A 17542-nucleotide genomic window follows, 5' to 3' on the forward strand; every position below is an offset into this window, starting at 1 on the left:
TCTTTCTCACCTCATTGTTTTGCACAGAAAACTGTGTCAAAACCTGTGAAGGTGATATTCGATACCGATATGGGGCCAGACTATGATGATGTAGGCGCAATTGCGGTTTTGCATGCGCTTGCCGATCGTGGAGAACTCGATATTCTGGCAACTGTAGCAAGTGATGCACATCCGGATATCGCACCGACTATCGAAGTTTTCAACAGGTATTTCAATAAACCACATATACCTATTGGACAAGCAAACAAGCAGCTTGCACCAAACTTTACAGCAAAGACAAATTGGAATGATGCATTAATTCAGAAATTTGCTCCTGAGGTCAAAAATAAGACCTATAAACCTGCGGCCGAGGTGTACCGCGAAGTATTGGCCAAGCAACCTGATAACTCCGTAACGATTATTACGGTAGGTTTTATGACTAATCTGGCAGAACTGCTTAAGTCTCCGGCGGATCAGTATTCCAAATTAAGCGGCATGGACTTAGTTAAAAAGAAGGTGAAGAATTGGGTCTGTATGGCCGGGGGTTTTCCGAAAGGACGAGAGTTCAACGTTTTTAAAGATGCTTCTTCTTCATTCTATGTCTTCAATAATTTTCCAAGACCTATCCTCTTTACAGGGGTTGAGCTGGGAAACAAAATCAAAACCGGTGCCATGATTGCTGCAAAGAACGATCAAAGCAGTCCTGTTTCAATGGGCTATCAACTCAATCTGCCACATTATTTGGATAAACCCGAAAAGGCAAGGAGTTCATGGGACCAAACGGCGGTTTTGTTGGCAGCGAGAAACCCTGCAGACTATTTCTATTTAAGTGGCAATGGAACGTTTAAGGTTGAAGAAGATGGTTACAATACCTGGATTCCCGACGAAAAGAGGTTGCATCGCTTTATTTTCCACAAGTATCCATATGAGAAGTTGGAAGAAGTAATCGATGACCTGATGATGCATCAGCCGAAGAGATAAAGAGAAGTTAAAAAAAAAAGAAGCTGTCCTTTCGGACAGCTTCATCAACACTATAACTGATTTTCAATATAAATCCTTAGATATTAATAATCTGCGAAGAATTTCCCGGAATGGAATAATTCGCATCTCCTACTTGCACGTCTAGCACCTCGCTGGACGTGTTTTCGATTTCCATTTCTCCTTTGCTGATACGGATGGATAAAATTTTACCTCTAAACCCAATGTTAAAAGTAAAGGATTCCCACTGTTCAGGAAGGAAGGGCTGAAAATACAATTGATTATTCTTGATACGCATTCCAGCGAAGCCCTGTACAATGCTCATCCAAGTTCCTGCCATGGATGTGATGTGCAACCCGTCTTCGGTGTCATTGTTATAATCGTCTAAATCTAGTCTTGCGGTTCGTAAATAGAATTCGTATGCCCTTGCCTCGTCATTGAGCTTAGCAGCTAAAATACTGTGTATGCAGGGCGACAGCGAGCTTTCATGTACCGTACGAGGTTCATAGAAATCAAAATTCCGACGTATATCTTCTAAGTCAAACTGGTCCTCGAAGAAGTACATGCCCTGCAAAACATCCGCCTGCTTGATAAAACAAGAACGGAGAATTCGGTCCCAGCTCCACTTCTGATTTAAAGGTCGCTCAGAAGCCGGAAGATCTTTCACCAACCATTGCTCTTTATCCAAGTAGCCGTCCTGCTGAAGATAGATTTTTAGCTTCTCATGATAAGGATAGTACATGTTATCCGCAATCTCTTGCCATAGTTCAAATTCTTCTAGATCGAAACTTATCTTATCCAAGATCGCTTCGAAGCGCGCAACGTCCTTTTGTTTTACGTAATCCAGCGCTTCACGCGTATAGTTCAAGCACCATACAGCTAAGTAGTTGGTATACCAGTTGTTGTTGACGTTGTTTTCATATTCATTAGGACCCGTCACGCCAAGCATAACGTATTTCTCGCGTTCCTCGCTCCAGTTTACGCGTTGTGCCCAAAAGCGCGCAATGGCAACCAAAACCTCTAAGCCATATTGTGCAAGGTAGTCCCAATCTTGCGTATAGTTGATGTAATTGTAAATCGCATAAGCGATTGCACCATTTCTATGAATCTCTTCGAATGTAATTTCCCATTCGTTATGACTTTCCGTTCCATCCATGGTAACCATAGGATATAGGGCTGCGCCATTTTTGAAGCCCAACATCTCGGCGTTCTCAATCGCCTTTTCTAAATGGTTATACCGATAGACCAATAAGTTGCGGCCAACTTCCTGTGGTGCCGTGGACAAGTAGAACGGGATGCAATAGGCTTCGGTATCCCAATAGGTAGCACCCGCATATTTCTCGCCCGTAAAACCTTTAGGACCAATGTTTAGTCTGGAGTCCGTACCGGTATAGGTTTGGAACAGTTGGAAGATATTGAAACGAATTGCTTGTTGCGCTTTCACATCGCCTTCGATCTGAATGTCGCTTTGCAACCATTTGTTCGCCCAAGCTACCTTCTGCGTTTCTTTCAATTTCTCAAATCCCACGGTATTCGCGATTGCAAGTTTTTCCTCACAGGTTGCCATTAAAGCTTCCGCAGGATGATTGAGCGATGATTGCACACAGGCGAGCTTAACGATGTTAATCGTATTGCCCGAAGTAATATCCAAGTGAAACTCTTCTGCTATCCATTTATTCTGTTGTAATACGCCCTGTTGATTTAGTTTCACTAAGTGCCCATCAGCATATATCTGCGTCTTCGCGCCAACACATAATTCGAACCCCGTCTTCAAAGTCTTGGTCTGTAAGAATACCCCATTTTCGGATTGCTGATCCGCTACGGGTTCCCAAAACTTAAAGTCGTAATTACTATCCTCATTGACGATATCACCATCCAACTTCGACACGACTTTAATCGCAGCATCAAAATTTAATGCCGTTAAGCTGTATTGTATCGCACCGATTTCATCATCAGCAATACTGCAGAAGCGGATACTATTCACCTCAATCTCTTGTCCCTCATTTATCGTTGCTCTAAAAGTGCGCTGCAGATAACCCTCCTGCATATTCAACACCCGTTTAAACTGGGTTACTTGGCATTGGGCTAAATCCAATAATACGTTGTTGATGTAAATATCGATGCCTATCCAATTCGTCGAATTGATAACTTTATCGAATGTTGGCGGATATCCGTTTTTCCACCAGCCCACTCTGGTTTTATCTGGGAAATAGATTCCCGCCACATAAGAGCCTTGCAGACTTTCACCGGAATATGCTTCCTCGAAGTTTGCTCTTTGCCCCATTTTACCATTACCGATACTAAATAAACTTTCGGATATTTTATTTAGGTGAGGATCAAAGCCCTCTTCAATAATATTCCAGGGATCGGCTTGGATGTAGTTTTTCATAAATAGATAATTATGTATGTGCTAAAACAGATTTTGAATAGCCTTCAATTGTATTTTTGTCAAATCTTCAACAACAAGGTGCGCCTTGCTGAGCTCCTTGGGCGAGCCTATTCCAATGGCTTTCATGGTCGCGCGCAATGCTGCTTCGACACCTGCACTTGCATCTTCGAAGACCACACAGCCGCTCGGTGAAATATGCAACATCTCGGCTCCCTTCAAGAAAACTTCAGGGTCGGGTTTCGATTTACTGACCACATTGCCATCTACGATGGCATCAAAATAAGGCGTTAGCCCTGTGTTATCCAAGATTAGCTGTGCGTTTTTGCTTGCGGAGCCTAATGCGATCCTAATCTGATTCGTCCGAAGCTCTTCCAACAGCTCAAATGAGCCGGGCAGTACTTCATCCGCCTTCATTTCGGAGATCATTTCCACATACCAGCTGTTCTTTAAACTGGCAAGTTCATCCTGTCGTTCTTGAGGGAAATCCAGACCGCCCCATGCGAGTATTTTCTTCAAACTCTCCACGCGGCTGATGCCCTTAAGCTCTTCATTTTGAAGCTCCTTAAAGTCAAACCCTAACGAGTTTGCTAATTGCTTCCAGGCGAGGTAATGGTATTTAGCGGTGTCGACCAACACACCGTCCAGATCAAATAAACATGCTTGCAATCCCATCTTAAACTATTATTTTAACTCGAATACCTGTGTGCTAACCGCTGGGATATCCAACTCTTCTAAGTTTTCAATATTGGCCCCAGTCACGACATTGGTTGCTTGCGTATATTGACCTATGCCCTCTTGATAGCGCTTGGTTTGAAGCTTTACACTTTCCTGCTTGCTATTCATGATCACCATTACGCGTTTATCATCATTGTAGCGGAAATAAACATAGATACCGTCTTCGGGTATAAATTGCAGCATCTTCCCGTCTTGAAGAACCGGATTGTTCTTGCGATAATTCGCTAGTGTTTTAACATAGTTAAATGCTTCATTCTCTTTTTCAGTACGTCCGGCAGCAGTAAACTTATTGGCTTTATCGTTCTTCCATCCGCCTGGAAAGTCTTCACGTACAAGACCGTCAGGACTGGCAAAGTTTTTCATCAGAATCTCTGTTCCATAATACAGTTGCGGGATGCCGCGCGTCGTCAATAACCACGCAATACCTGATTTATACTTATTGAAATCCTCACCTACGACAGATAAGAAACGGCTTAAATCATGGTTGTCTAAGAATACGACATTACGATAAGGGTCTTCGTACATAAAGTCGCTGGCAAATGTATTGTAAAGACGGACTACGCCGTCCATCCATCCGAACTTCCCATTCAGGGCTTCATTGATTGCCCAATAGGCTTGGAAATCCGTCACCCCCTGCAACTTGGTATCAATACCCTGGCTGATCTTGTCGGCTTTGGTAAAGTAAGCCTGATTCGGAATTCCATGTACCCATGTTTCACCGAAATAGGTCATCTTAGGATATTCCGCATCGATTGCTTTTCCCCATTCTGCCATAAAGCCTAAATCGTTGTATGCGTAGGTATCTAAGCGGAACCCATCGATGCCCATCTCCTCGATCCACCAAATATGACTTTGAGTGATATAATTTTTAACATATGGATTATGCTGATTCATATCCGGCATATGCCTATCAAACCAACCATTCAACATGATGTCCTTATCCGCCTTCGCCGCATAAGGATCCATATGCACTTGCTCGCGGTAATTAGTTTTGGTAAAGCTGTCCCATTGATGTACCCAGTCTTTCATCGGCATATCCTTTACCGTAAAATGCTCCGTTCCGAAATGATTATGCACTAGGTCCTGAATCATTTTGATGCCTCGCTTGTGGCATTCCTCAATCAACTTACGGTATGCCTCATTACCACCAAACCGAGGATCAACATAATAGCTTTCAGTATTTGCATAACCATGGTAGGAGGTCAACGGCTGATCATTGGTCAATACTGGATTTAGCCATAAAGCTGTGACGCCAAGCTCTTCCAGATAATCGAGATTATTGATGATTCCTTGTAAATCGCCGCCATGACGATGGTACATGCTATCCCTATTTAGGGATTGGTCGGCCATCCCTTTAATACGATCATTGGAAGGGTCGCCATTGGCAAAGCGATCCGGCATAATGAGATAGACAAAGTCTGATGCATCAACGCCTTGGAGGGCGCGCTTAGCGGCATCTCGCGCTTTTAGCTCATATGCTTTCACATAATCTTTCTTTCCTTTTTCTTGGAATACCAAAGAAACCTTTCCAGCTTTTGCATCTGGATGTATCTTGAGGTCCAAGAATAGATAGTTCGGGTTTTCTACCTGCTGTTGTTTGATTAGCTCAACACCGGGGTAGTCGATACGGACTGTTTTTTTAGAGATGTTATTGCCATAGATCAATAATTGAACATTGGGATTATTCATTCCAACCCACCAGTTCAATGGTTCAATACGATATACCTGCGCAAAGGAGGCTAGATGTATGAAAATAAAGATAATGGCAATAACGATCCTCATATTTGTTTGTTGTTTAGTTTTTTACGATTGTATAAGTTAAAGCAGTCGGGTTCATGGTCACGGTGTAGTTTCCAGTTTCCGTAATCGCGATATCGGCGCCGCCCAATGTCAATGTACCTCCACTGCCACCTAGGTTGGTTCCCCAATCGTGGTTTCTACGGAACTTGAATTTACCTGGATTAAGAACAGTCTGAAGTACCCAGTTTCCAGCGCCATCATTTACGAATTTCATGTCTGCATCAACCGACCAGTTCGAATTTGGAACCGCATCCCCGATCATGCCCCATGTCGCTGCCGTCTCCATCGTCCAGGTATTGCTGTTCATATCCATAGTGATCAACACGGTGCCCTCGGCAATAGACTTAAAGTTGCCTCCTGTTGGGCTAATAGTTCCGTTGCCACCATCTCCGTAGTTCACATTCCAGTTCTTCGCAGGCGTAATTTTGAACTCCGAATCTTTGGCCGGGAAGCGTAGGATACCGGTATAAATACCGTTGCCTGTAGGTGAGATCAAACTATCGGCCGTTGCAGGGTTCCATCCCTGATAAGCTCCCGGTAGATAGATCCATGAAGTCAATGGAATAGGTTTAGTATTGATATTGACCACATTACTGTAAACTGCAACGCTATTTGATATTGCCGACTTCAGACGAACTTCTACATCTGAGTTTTCATCAAATGATAGGTTCATAGCCGACACAAGATTATTTAGCTCAAGCCCGGTATAAGATTTCGTAGTCACTCCGTTTTCTAGTACGACCTCTCTTGCTGGCGTAAAGTTGGTTCCTTTCAATCCAAATTGAAGAGAATAAGTAATTCCAGCATTATAGCCGAAATCAGAAAGCGTATGGTTAAACTCAATCACCTTGTCGTTCAAGGTTGCTTTCGATAATGCAACAGATGTTGCTGAGCTCGTCAGGTTACCTGATTGCCCGTCTTTTGCTATTGTTTTTACTTCATCCTTTTCGCATGAAATGAACATCAGGCTACTCAGGCAGAATAATATCAGAAGTCTATTAATAAGGTTCATAATTTCTAGTATTAATGTTAATAGCCTTGGTTTTGCGTTAAGTTGGTATTGGCAATAACATCAGATGATGGTAACGGAAGGAGCGCTCTGAAATCAGCGATAGATCTTCCGTCTTTAACTCCACCTTTCCATGGCCATATGTAATTGCCACCTGTGAATTTCCCAAAACGAATTAAGTCTGTTCTGCGATATCCTTCAAAGTATAGCTCTCTCGCGCGCTCATTTAAGATATCATCCAGCGTAATTGCCGATGCGTTGCCACTGGCATTACCATAAGCTCTAGCTCTCACTTGGTTGAAGTATCCTAATGCTTGTGAAGTAGAACCTCCGGATCCGCCACGTAGTACCGCCTCCGCATACATCAAATACACATCTGCCAATCGGAATAGCGGGAAGTCTAAGGAGCTGAATGTTCCTCCTTGCGAAGCACCAGGCGTACCGTTTGATTTCACATTTTTAAACTTCGTTACGCGAAGGCCATCTTTAAACTCACCTAGCTCATCATTCTCTAGCTTGTCGCCAAAGAACATCGCTCGTTTATCGGTGTTGCCGCTATAATCCGGGAAAGCGGTAGGAAGTGCTTTCGTAGCGCGATTACCCCCCCAGCCACCAGTAGGAACTCCATATGAAGCAGGTCCCATCTCACCATTGATCAGTGAGTTGATCAAGAAGGTCGTACCACCATAGTTTCTGGTTTTTACGCCATCATAATTGATGGTAAAGATGATTTCATCTTTGCTCGTCACATAGTTATCTTCTAAGAATAAGTTCGCATAATTGCTCGTTAAAGCATATCCTCCGTTGATAATCTTATTCGCATAAGTAATTGCTTCGGTGTATTTAGCAGTTCCTGTGTACACCTGCGCATTCAAGTATAATCTTGTTAACAAGGTCCAAACCGCCCCCTGATCTGCACGCCCGTATTCGTTCTGCTTTGGTGCTTTCATCAACGGTTCGATCTCCAACAATTCCTTCTCCACATAATTGAACAGGTCGGGACGTTTGATCTGGTTAGGAGAGACTTTACCTATCAGATTTTCCTCGGTTACAAAAGGAGGATTACCGAATAAATCTAGCAACACCCAATATTGGTAAGCTCTGACGAATCTCGCCTCTGCACGATAAGCGTCAATCTCCGCAGTATTAGTTATTCCTCTGGCAGACAGCTTGTCTGGCGTGCTTTCACGAAGGAACTCGTTTGCCACGGTGATGGTGTAGATACAGCGGGTGTATAGTCCTTTGACCATGATATTATCTGCGTCGGGAGTACCATAAACCATGTCAGGAACGCCAGGGTCATTCCAGCCACATAAGGTTTCATCTGATGTTAATTGCTGAATATTCCAATACAGACGCAAGAAATCAGATTGGCCGGCATCAATACCTGCTAGATCACTTGCTCCTTCGCCACCACCAGAAGTCATCGACAGACTGCCATACACTTTTAGGAAAGCTTCTTTATAACCTTGCTCAGATCCATAAACCTGATCTGCAGTAATATCATTCTTTGGGCTTAAGTTCAATAAGTCTTCACTACATGAAGAAACAGACAAGATCAGCATGCTGCCCCAAATCGTATTTTTTATTAATCTTTTCATGAATTTCTTATTTAATGTTAAAACCCGAAGTTCAATCCTAATGAATAAACTCTTGGTCTTGGATATAGCGTATAGTCAATACCATTGAACAATTCCGGATCAATGCCTTTGTACTTAGAGACTGTGAATACATTCTGAACATTCGCATTGATCATCATTGTCACCGTTCCTTCTTTATCTAAGTTTCCGACGTTGTAAACTAAACCTAGATTGTCCATACGTAGGAAGGATGCATTGTTGATGTAGTAATCGCTTGAGTATTGGTTATTATTAAAATTCGTGTTGTATATATCCGTTGTTGCGTTATTGATGAAGCCCGAAGGATTTAAAATATTACGAGCCACGCCGAAGTTGGAAGAAATATTATCATAAACATAGTTTCCGAAGCTTGCTCTCAATACCGTATTCAACGTTAAGCGTTTGTAGTTGATGGATGTTGTGAAACCCATAAAGTAATCTGGTGCCGGTTTTTGATAATAATACCGGTCGGCAGGAGTAACAGCGCCGTCGCCATTCAGATCTTCATATACGCCTTCTAACGGATTCCCTTGCTGATCATAAACTTGCTTGTAAACATAGTATTGGAATGGTGCCAAACCTACTGTATGGTATTGGATCACATTACCTGTACCACCGGTAATCCAACCTGCTGCCAACTGATATCCTGGGTTATCATTCAAGGTTAGATTAGTCACCTTGCTTTCATTAACCGTCATATTGAAACCTAAGTCCCAATTGAAGTTTTCTGACTTCACAGCCTGAATATTGATGCTACCCTCAATACCGCGATTCTCCATGTTACCAACGTTAGTCAATAATTGGTTACTGTAGTTCGTTCCTACAGAGATTTCCGTCGTTGCCAACAAATCCTTTGTTTTCTTATGATAAGCATCGATTGCACCATAGATGCGTCCTCCCCAGAATCCATAGTCTAAACCGATGTTAGTTGTCGCTGTAGATTCCCAACGGAGAGTTTTATCATATGCAATTGGCGAATACACATGGTAGAATTGGTCGCCGATTTGATATTGCGCCTCATTCGTACTGTAGTAGTAAACCGGGATATAACCATAGTTCGTAATACCATCTTTATTTCCAGTCTCGCCATAGCTTAAACGAAGCTTTAAGTCAGATACACTGTGGTTATCCTTTAGGAAGTTCTCTCCTTTAATCCGCCATGTAAATGCTGCTGAAGGAAAAATACCCCAACGTCCGTCCGGATTAAATTTGGAAGACCCATCCGCACGAATGGTACCGGATAGGATATATCGGTCAGCAAAAGAGTAGATCAATCTTCCATAGTAAGAAAGCAATCTATTCTGTGGAACATTGTCCACATGCACTGGCGTAGTGATTATATCGCCATGCGCGTTATAAGAATTGAAGTTGTAGTTTGTCTCTTTATTATCGTAATAGCCATATCCTGCTGTTACGTTGATATTGCTATTGATACTTTCAATGTCTTTAACGTAGTTCAGATATCCCTCGATAAAGGTATTGTTCTGTCTGCCTCTATAGCGTTGAAAGAAGCCTTTGTTTGCAAAGTTTGATGCTGCAAAATCAGGAATGCTGGTGGCACCTTTACCTGAAGCGATATCATAACCGACATTAATATTCGCGTGTAACTCCGGAAGGAAGTGGAAAGAATAATCCAATTGCGCATTACCGATACTTCTACCCGCAGCCGCTCTATTACCATAGTTCTCTAACAAGGACACCGGGTTTCTTGGGGACAAGGAATTCGGAACTGCGCCCTCTTGCCATTCGAAGAACCCACCATACGGACTGTTCGGATCATATACATTTTGAGTAGGGTCGAATACAATGGCAGAACCAATCGCTCCTGTATTTGCAAACTCTTGATTCGTCAATGTACCTTTAAAGTTGATATCCAATTTCAAGTGATTGTCAAAGAAACGAGGAGAGATATTTACCCCTGCGGTTCCTCTTCTTAGCATATCCGTCTTTAAGATCCCTGCTTGCTCCAAATATCCGATGGAAACACGATAAGGCATATTTTTTACACCGCCCGACAGCGAGATGTTGTTATCTGTGGTAAACGCATTGTGATAAATCAAGTCTTGCCAATCTGTATTTGCCGATCCTACTAAGCCTTTCTGCGTTGCAGTTCCATATTCATTCACATAAGAACGCACCTGATCAGCCGTTAGGACATCCACTTGATTTGCGATAGTCGATAGAGAGTTCACTGTTGAGAGATTCAGCTTCGGTCTGCCCATCTTGCCCTTTTTAGTTGTAATCAAGATGACACCGTTAGATGCTCTAGAACCGTAGATAGCTGTCGCATTCGCATCTTTTAAGATGGTCATCGATTCGATATCATTCGGATTGATAAGCGAAAGTGGGTTTGCAGCTCCTGATACATTCTCACCACTTAGTGGGTTTCCATCAACAACGATTAACGGGTTGTTACTTGCGGATAATGAAGCACCACCGCGCACACGGATCGTACTTCCTGCACCCGGCGCTCCCCCATTGGAGGTAATAGAAACACCCGACACCTTACCTTGAATCAATTGATCCGGAGAAGTGATTGCGCCCTTTTGAAAGTCCTTCGATTGCACATTGGAAACCGCACCGGTCACATGCTTACGCTCGACCGCGCCATAACCAATCACCACAACCTCACCGATTTCAGCGGCATTAGAAGATAAAGTGAAGTTTAAACTTTGCGAAGCCGTCAGGTTTATGCTTTGTTCCGAGCTGGCGTGGCCAACATAGGACGCCTGTACGATCATAGCCCCCGCATTTATTCCTTGCAATACATAGTTCCCGGACTCATCCGTTGAAACCTGCATGTTTGTTCCTTTAATACTTACCGTCGCTCCAGCAAGCTCCTTACCCGCATCATCTACCACTTTCCCCGAAAGCTGTAAATTCTGTTGAGCCGAAACAAATTGAAAACTGAAGATGAAGATAACTATTAGCCGGAAGTGCCAATTGTAAAAATCCCTAACCATAATTTTATTTTTTGTTTATAATCGGCAGACGTACATTGTCTCCCTTTTGGTTGACTACTAAATTATTGTAGAAAGTTTATAAAAAAAAGAGTTTTCTGATTTTTTTATTTTTATACAAAAATATGCATTTTATTCTTGTAACCTATTGATTTTATTGTATTTACAAAACACTAATCGACTCAAAAACCATAAAAACATCCGGGAATATTCGAGAACGTTCCCGAATCAAAACAGCATTTTCTTCTTAAAATCTACTATTTACAGAAAAAAGCTCCCCAAATAATACCGCGAAACAATACAGTCTATTTTATCAAAATTGATGTCACGGAAGGCAATCAGGATAAAATAAACCATATAACAGATTAAATCCCCCCGAGAGCCTGCTCTGCTTCGTCCGTAACTTTGAGTATAAACCAACTTTATAAATCATGAGCACAAAAACGAATCAAATTCTTGATCAGGTAAAACCTGTATCCGCAGCAGAGACTGCCGAGTTCCAAGATAACGGACATATTCTCATTCGCGATATACTAGATAGAGAAACTGCGGAGCACTTCCGTGAGGTAATCAGTCAAGCGGCCGACAAGCATAATGAAGAAAAAAGAAAGCTGGAAGACCGGGACACCTATGGCAAAGCCTTTTTACAGATCATGAACCTTTGGCGCGTCGATGAGGAAGTGAAGAAGTTTGTGATGGCGAAGCGTTTCGCGAAGATCGCCGCTGACCTATTGGGTGTTGAAAATGTGAGGCTCTACCATGATCAGGCCTTATTCAAAGAAGCTGGCGGCGGCCCGACGCCATGGCATCAAGATCAAAACTATTGGCCATTGGACACCAACAATACGATCACCATGTGGATGCCACTAGTCGATATTCCCAATCCAGAGATGGGTATGCTGACCTTTGCCACAGGTTCTCACAAGCAAAACAACGTATCGGATGTTATTATTTCGGATGAATCGGAAAAAACATTCTCCGAATACGTCAAAGAAAACAACTTCCCTGTCGTTCATCCCGACTACATGAATGCGGGTGACGCCACATTCCACTATGGCTATACGATTCACAATGCACCGGGCAACTCCTCGGACAAGATGCGCGCCGTCATGACGATCATCTACTATGCGGATGGCGCTAAAGTAACCCAGCCGAAGCATAAATGGCAGGAGAATGACCGACAGCAATGGCTAATGGGTAAGGAAGCAGGAAGCTTAGCAGACTCTGAAATTAATCCGCTCTTATTGTAAAAGCTGAAGGAGAAAAGCAAATGAAAGGACTACAGCACATTCTCCTTTTGACACTATGCTGGGCTGCTGGAATGCTCACGAATTGTCAGAAGAAGCAAACAGATACGGACTCGGTTAAAGACGAGATTATCTATCATGTCTTCCAGCGGAGTTTCTTTGATAGCAATGGTGATCAGCATGGCGATTTACCCGGCATCCAACAGAAGCTTGATTATCTTCAGGATCTCGGAGTTACATCCATTTTAATGACCCCGTTGTACGAGTCGGTATATTACCATAACTACTATTCCAGCGCTTTCGAGAAAATCGACTCGACCTACGGAACTAAGGAGGAATACCTGTCTTTAGTGAAAGAAATGCACAAACGCGGCATGAAGCTATACATGGACATGGAAACCCAATACGTAACGGAGGATCATCCCTGGTACACCGACTCTTATGGAAATCCAAGTTCGCCCTATTCCGACTATATTCTTTACGACGATAAAGAACAGCGCAAGCCATCCACTATTGTATTCGATCTATACGACTTAAGAGGATATGATGGGCAGCGCAGAAAGATTACTACCGTAAATCTGCTCAACAAAAATGTGATACAGTACAACAAAGATCTTTTTGCTTATTGGCTCGACCCTAATCAAGATGGAAACTTCGACGATGGCGTTGATGGATTCCGACTCGATCATATGATGGACGACCTAGATAACAAAGGTCGATTGACGAATCTATTCAAAGACTTTTGGGTTCCGCTGATTGATACACTGAAAAGCATCAACCCTAAGATTCATATTATGGCCGAACAAGCCGACTGGGGATCCTATGGAATCGATTACCTGACGAAAGCTAAAGTAGACTGGGTCTTTGCCTTCCGCATTCAGCAAGCCATACGCACGATGGACAAGGACAAGATCATGGCTTATGCGGACACGACCTTTCGCGATACTCCGGAAGGAAATAACCAAATTATCTTCATCGAAAACCATGATATCCCGCGCTTCTCTACCGCGGTAAAGCAAGACAAAGGCAAGGAAAAAGTCGGCGCTGCGCTAAACTTATTGATGGCAGGAGTACCGTCCATTTATTACGGACAAGAGATCGGAATGCTAGGCGATAGCTTCTTCGGTAAATATGGCGGCATTACCGATGCGAATGAAATACCCTATCGGGAAGCCTTCGAATGGACAAAGGATAAAGATAGCCCGGGGATGGCCTATTGGTATAGAGACTCTGGCCCCTGGTGGGAAACCAGCACGGTGAAAAGCAATGATGGCATTTCGGTAGAAGAGCAAGCGAGCGATCCTAATTCACTTCTCAACACTTATAAAGCCTTGATTAAGCTTCGAAAACAAGAACCCCTACTCATTCAGGGGGGATACCAATCCATCCCAAATGATAGCAAAAGCGTCGTCAGCTTCTACAGAACGAAAGGGCCAAAGAAATCAATGGTCTTGATCAATCTTTCAGCAGATGCCGTAAATCTTGAGATCCCCATAGCAGAGGGGGTGCCGAAATTAGTCTATGGTGAAAATACAGGCGAGTGGAAAAACAAGCAGCAGGCGATTAGTATTGCTGGCTATAGTACGCAGGTATGGTCTATCAATTGAGCCTTCTTATTCCATAAATTCTTTCCGATAGGCAAGAGGGCTCATTCCCATCTTCGATCGGAAAGTTTTGTAGAAATAAGACATATCATTAAAACCGGATGCTAAAGCGATGGCACTAATTGGATCGTCGGTGTGCAATAGCTGTTGAACAGCATAGTTCATCCGATATTGCACCAACATCTCCACAAAGGTCTTTCGCGTCAGCTTCTTAAAATATTTACAGAAGGCATTCGGTGTCAGATTCGCCACATTAGCCACATCGTCTAAGCTAATATCGTTCTTAAAGTTCTCGACAATATAGGCCATGATCACATTGATCCGATTGCTATCCGTATTACTATCACTGTTGTTTTCCAACGCTCCGATATCGATAGCTTTATAATTTTGTTCGGTAAGCAATTTCAGTAATTCCAGCAAATGAAGGATCCTTTCTACCCCTTCCGACTTACGAAGGCGAAGGATATATTTGGTCATTTCCTTGGGTTGGGGAAAGCTGAGCCCCGCCTGGCTCTCTTTCAACAGTGCATTAATTGGGGAAAATTCCGGTTTTTCGAAAAAGTCAGCACCCAGGAAATCATGCGTAAACTGGATGACAACCGCAGATGCTTTCGTATCGGGCTGATCCAATTTCCAGCAATGAGGCTGATTAGGACCAATCAATACGAAATCGCCATCGCCGAAATCGTCCAGGCGGTTGCCGACATAGCGCTTACCTTTGCCGCGGATAATATAAGTAAGCTCGTATTCCGGATGATAGTGATAGGGCGCCAAAAATGCCTCGTGGCCAAAGGTCCGAATCAAGAATGACTCCTGCAGACCGTTCTGTAATATCTCGGGCTTTGCTTTTTGCATATATTGGACTTTCTATCCATCAAGTTAAGTGAAATTTCCAAAATAAGCCATATTTCGATTAAAATTGTACGACGAGTACTTATTGAAAACTAATAACTTAGTATAACCATTATAAACAGCAATGAAGAAATTTGTCACACTGACCCTCTTGACTGTCTTCGCTTTTTCGCTTTTTGCGCAGGACGCCAAATTAACGATTCGTGTGATCGCCCCTGCGACCACACCCGCTCAGGATTCTGTTCTGCCAATTGGCAATCAAGGCATTTGGGGATTTTGGATTTATCCGAAGAGCAAAGCGCTAAAACCTAAAGGAAACAATGTATGGGAGGATACCTACAGTCTACCTGTAAACAGCCCTATTGAATTTAAGATAACGCGAGGATCTTACTATAAGGAAGCGCTCTACAATGGAAACGGACATAGCGCACAACCTGTCAAATTCACTTTGACGAAGGATACAACAATCACCCTCAGCCCAAGCAATTGGAACGATATCTATCAGCGAAGTATCGTGGGCAGCGTGCGCTATCATCATAATTACTCGAGCAGTTATCTTCGCAACATCCGCAATATTGTCGTATGGATTCCTCCGAGCTATGAGAAAGACTCAAATAAGCGATACCCGGTTCTATATGCCCATGATGGACAGAACCTTTTCGATCATACTAATTTGAGCGGAAGCGAATGGCGTATGGACGAAATAGCCGATAGTCTGATGCGTAAGGGAGAAATTGAGGAGTTCATCATCGTCGGCATGGCGAACACTAAAGATCGTTGGACTGAATATAACGGAACGCCCGAAGGTGATAATTACCTTCGGTTTATCAGTACCGAACTGAAACCTTTTATCGACAAAACCTACAGAACAAAGACCGACAGAGAGCATACAGCGATTATTGGTTCTTCTATGGGTGGTTTAATCTCCTTTTATGCCCTCTACAAATATCCACAGATCTTCTCCAAAGCCGCTTGCTTATCCAGCGGGTTTTATTTCGACGATGGGAATATCATGGAGCAGATCAGAAACGATCTAGCTCCGTTCCAACATAGCAAAATCTACTTGGATTGCGGAGGCAAAGACCTCGACTATGATTTCCTCGCCAGCAACCGAATAGTGAGAGACATTTTAACGAAGGACAAACATATCAATCTGCGGTATGAAGAGTTCCCGGACGACCCGCACAATGAAATTGCTTGGTCAAAAAGATTACACATACCCTATAAATTCCTATTTCCAAAAAAATGAAAATAACGTGCAGAGCAGCGATCACCGACGGAAAAGGCCAATACTTTATTGACAACATTCAGGTGGCTGAACCCGCCCCGGATGAGGTACTCGTTAAAATCAAGGCTTCGGGGGTCTGTCATACGGATTATGACTCGCTCAATTGGGACCAACCCTTAGTATTAGGCCATGAAGGTGCTGGCATCGTTTATCAAGTCGGTTCCCATGTTAGCCACGTGAAACCCGATGATCCGGTTTTGCTAAATTGGGCAATCCCCTGCATGACCTGTTTTCAGTGTAAGTTGGAGAACTATCATATCTGCGAACAGAATTCACCTGTCACCGGGCAAGGGCATGCCAGTAATTTAGGACATGCACATGCAACTGGCTGCCTGTGGAAGGGCGAATCTATAGCGCGATCCTTCCACTTAGGAACACTTTCGGAATATACGCTAGTCAAAGCCGCAGCCGTGACGAAAATAAAGACCGCAACACTTCCCTATGAATGTGCTGCAATTATAGGTTGTGGGGTTATGACAGGTTATGGCTCGGTAGTCAATGCTGCTAAAGTCGAAGCTGGATGTTGTGTCGTTGTTTTGGGGACCGGCGGCGTAGGTTTGAGCGTTATCCAAGCTGCCAAAATCGCTAAGGCAGGAATGATCATCGGAATTGACGTCAATCCAAGACGATTGGAAATGGCGAAGCAATTTGGGGCCACCCACTGTCTACTGGCCGACGCTCAGGATCAAGGCTTATTACAGATGGCTCAACAGGTGAAGCAATTGTGCGGTGGCAGGGGCGCAGATTATGCTTTTGAATGTACCGCTCGCCCCGAACTCGGTGCCGCACCGCTTGCGATGATCAGAAATGCAGGAACTGCCATACAAGTCAGTGGAATCGAGCAGGAAATACCGTTCAATATGAACCTATTCGAATGGGACAAACTATACCTGAATCCGCTGTATGGCAAATGCAACCCGCATAGGGACTTCGATCGTATCATCCAACATTATCAGCATGGCGAATTGCTATTGGATGAAATGATTTCCGCACGTTATAGCTTAGAGAATTTGCCTTTAGCCTTTGATGATATGCTGAAGGGCAAAAATGCGAAGGGCGTTATTCTATTTAAATAATCATTT

12 protein-coding genes are annotated in these 17542 nt (G+C 43.3%); 5 read left to right on the forward strand and 7 right to left on the reverse strand.

Annotated features, from left to right (window positions below):
* Positions 1-45: 45 nt before the first annotated feature.
* Entirely contained in the window at positions 46-960 is a 915-nt protein-coding gene (locus DSM08_RS17955) for a nucleoside hydrolase (RefSeq protein ID WP_187773911.1), read from the forward strand.
* Between the two features lie 76 nt (positions 961-1036).
* Here DSM08_RS17955 and DSM08_RS17960 read toward each other — a convergent pair whose 3' ends face one another.
* Genes DSM08_RS17960 through DSM08_RS17985 form a run of 6 tightly spaced genes read right to left on the reverse strand, consistent with a single transcriptional unit; the run spans position 1037 to position 11472 of the window.
* A complete protein-coding gene (locus tag DSM08_RS17960) occupies positions 1037-3346 on the reverse strand; it encodes a family 65 glycosyl hydrolase domain-containing protein (protein WP_149527423.1) in 2310 nt (769 codons plus the stop codon).
* Between the two features lie 21 nt (positions 3347-3367).
* Positions 3368-4018, reverse strand: coding sequence for a beta-phosphoglucomutase (pgmB, locus tag DSM08_RS17965; RefSeq protein WP_149527424.1), 651 nt, complete (start codon positions 4016-4018; stop codon positions 3368-3370).
* Positions 4019-4027: 9 nt separating this feature from the next.
* The gene (locus tag DSM08_RS17970; protein WP_149527425.1) at positions 4028-5863 is read right to left on the reverse strand and encodes a glycoside hydrolase family 13 protein; all 1836 of its coding nucleotides are present in this window, start codon (positions 5861-5863) and stop codon (positions 4028-4030) included.
* Positions 5864-5876: 13 nt separating this feature from the next.
* Complete coding sequence (locus DSM08_RS17975) at positions 5877-6893, reverse strand: SusE domain-containing protein (protein ID WP_149527426.1); 1017 nt, start codon at positions 6891-6893, stop codon at positions 5877-5879.
* A gap of 17 nt (positions 6894-6910) precedes the next feature.
* Positions 6911-8491 carry a RagB/SusD family nutrient uptake outer membrane protein gene (locus DSM08_RS17980; RefSeq protein ID WP_149527427.1) on the reverse strand — a complete coding sequence of 527 codons (1581 nt, stop codon included), beginning with the start codon at positions 8489-8491 and terminating at the stop codon, positions 6911-6913.
* A gap of 17 nt (positions 8492-8508) precedes the next feature.
* Positions 8509-11472 (reverse strand): SusC/RagA family TonB-linked outer membrane protein, encoded by a 2964-nt coding sequence (locus DSM08_RS17985; RefSeq protein WP_149527428.1) that lies wholly within the window; start codon positions 11470-11472, stop codon positions 8509-8511.
* A gap of 428 nt (positions 11473-11900) precedes the next feature.
* Between DSM08_RS17985 and DSM08_RS17990 the strand changes: the two genes are divergently transcribed.
* Together DSM08_RS17990 and DSM08_RS17995 are read left to right on the forward strand one after the other, a co-directional pair.
* Positions 11901-12719, forward strand: a complete 819-nt coding sequence (locus DSM08_RS17990) for a phytanoyl-CoA dioxygenase family protein (protein WP_149527429.1) — start codon at positions 11901-11903, stop codon at positions 12717-12719.
* A 20-nt stretch (positions 12720-12739) separates the two neighbouring features.
* Positions 12740-14323, forward strand: a complete 1584-nt coding sequence (locus DSM08_RS17995; protein ID WP_149527430.1) for an alpha-amylase family glycosyl hydrolase — start codon at positions 12740-12742, stop codon at positions 14321-14323.
* Between the two features lie 6 nt (positions 14324-14329).
* Here DSM08_RS17995 and DSM08_RS18000 read toward each other — a convergent pair whose 3' ends face one another.
* Positions 14330-15175 (reverse strand): AraC family transcriptional regulator, encoded by an 846-nt coding sequence (locus DSM08_RS18000; RefSeq protein ID WP_149527431.1) that lies wholly within the window; start codon positions 15173-15175, stop codon positions 14330-14332.
* A 121-nt stretch (positions 15176-15296) separates the two neighbouring features.
* Here DSM08_RS18000 and DSM08_RS18005 point away from each other — a divergent pair, with 121 nt between their 5' ends.
* Together DSM08_RS18005 and DSM08_RS18010 are read left to right on the forward strand one after the other, a co-directional pair.
* Positions 15297-16421 carry an alpha/beta hydrolase gene (locus DSM08_RS18005; RefSeq protein ID WP_149527432.1) on the forward strand — a complete coding sequence of 375 codons (1125 nt, stop codon included), beginning with the start codon at positions 15297-15299 and terminating at the stop codon, positions 16419-16421.
* The gene (locus DSM08_RS18010; RefSeq protein WP_149527433.1) at positions 16418-17536 is read left to right on the forward strand and encodes an alcohol dehydrogenase catalytic domain-containing protein; all 1119 of its coding nucleotides are present in this window, start codon (positions 16418-16420) and stop codon (positions 17534-17536) included. The genes DSM08_RS18005 and DSM08_RS18010 overlap by 4 nt, the downstream gene beginning before the upstream one ends.
* The last annotated feature ends 6 nt before the right edge of the window (positions 17537-17542 follow it).

Origin of the sequence: Sphingobacterium hotanense (assembly GCF_008274825.1) — a bacterium.
Taxonomy (GTDB): Bacteria; Bacteroidota; Bacteroidia; order Sphingobacteriales; family Sphingobacteriaceae; genus Sphingobacterium; species Sphingobacterium hotanense.

Excerpts from the sequence above, each read along its gene's own strand:
- DSM08_RS18000 (WP_149527431.1), bottom strand. The coding sequence starts at position 15,175 with ATGCAAAAAGCAAAGCCCGAGATATTACAGAACGGTCTGCAGGAGTCA.
- DSM08_RS17960 (WP_149527423.1), bottom strand. The coding sequence starts at position 3,346 with ATGAAAAACTACATCCAAGCCGATCCCTGGAATATTATTGAAGAGGGC.
- DSM08_RS17970 (WP_149527425.1), bottom strand. The coding sequence starts at position 5,863 with ATGAGGATCGTTATTGCCATTATCTTTATTTTCATACATCTAGCCTCC.
- pgmB (WP_149527424.1), bottom strand. The coding sequence starts at position 4,018 with ATGGGATTGCAAGCATGTTTATTTGATCTGGACGGTGTGTTGGTCGAC.
- DSM08_RS17980 (WP_149527427.1), bottom strand. The coding sequence starts at position 8,491 with ATGAAAAGATTAATAAAAAATACGATTTGGGGCAGCATGCTGATCTTG.
- DSM08_RS18005 (WP_149527432.1), top strand. The coding sequence starts at position 15,297 with ATGAAGAAATTTGTCACACTGACCCTCTTGACTGTCTTCGCTTTTTCG.
- DSM08_RS18010 (WP_149527433.1), top strand. The coding sequence starts at position 16,418 with ATGAAAATAACGTGCAGAGCAGCGATCACCGACGGAAAAGGCCAATAC.
- DSM08_RS17975 (WP_149527426.1), bottom strand. The coding sequence starts at position 6,893 with ATGAACCTTATTAATAGACTTCTGATATTATTCTGCCTGAGTAGCCTG.
- DSM08_RS17990 (WP_149527429.1), top strand. The coding sequence starts at position 11,901 with ATGAGCACAAAAACGAATCAAATTCTTGATCAGGTAAAACCTGTATCC.
- DSM08_RS17985 (WP_149527428.1), bottom strand. The coding sequence starts at position 11,472 with ATGGTTAGGGATTTTTACAATTGGCACTTCCGGCTAATAGTTATCTTC.
- DSM08_RS17995 (WP_149527430.1), top strand. The coding sequence starts at position 12,740 with ATGAAAGGACTACAGCACATTCTCCTTTTGACACTATGCTGGGCTGCT.